At 69.8% G+C, this 609-nt stretch carries 1 protein-coding gene; it reads left to right on the forward strand.

Annotated elements, in window-relative coordinates:
* The coding region (locus JWG43_RS17700) for an alpha/beta hydrolase family protein (protein ID WP_205244274.1) at nucleotides 1–609 on the forward strand (609 nt) is incomplete at both ends.

Here is a 609-nt window from a genome sequence, read left to right on the forward strand (position 1 = left end):
GTATCCGTCCGTGCGCGCGCCGCGCTCCCTGTCCTACGCGCCCTGGACCATCCGCGGCGCCCGCAACGGCAAGCCCGTGCCCGGACGCTTCCCTTTGATCCTGCTTTCCCACCCCTCGTCGGGGACGCGCTTTTCCTTCCACGACACGGCCGCGGCCCTGGCGGCGCGCGGGTTCGTGGTGGCCGCTCCCACCCATCCCCGCGACTGCATGGAGAACATGGACCATCTGTTCCTCTGGGGACAGCTCAAGGACAGGGCCCTGGAGCTGTCGGCCACCATGGATCTGCTGCTGGCCGACAAGGACATCGGCCCCAGTATCGACCCCAAGCGCATCGGCGTCCTGGGCTACGGCAGCGGTGCCACGGCCGCCCTGCTGCTGGGCGGCGCCCTGCCCGACTGTTCCGGCTGGATGGATTACTGCCGCAAGGCCCCCCAGGACGATGCCTATTGTTATGACCAGCCCCGCGCCCGCATGGACAGCATGTGCGGCCACTTCCCGCTGGACCCGCGCAGCCTGACCGATCCCCGCGTCAAGGCCATCGCCGCCGTGGGCCCCACCTTCGGCATGCTGTTCAGCCATCAGGGGCTGGCCGGCCTGCAACCCCACCT

It is taken from the genome of Desulfobulbus alkaliphilus (genome assembly GCF_016918545.1).
In the GTDB taxonomy this organism is placed as follows: domain Bacteria; phylum Desulfobacterota; class Desulfobulbia; order Desulfobulbales; family Desulfobulbaceae; genus Desulfobulbus; species Desulfobulbus alkaliphilus.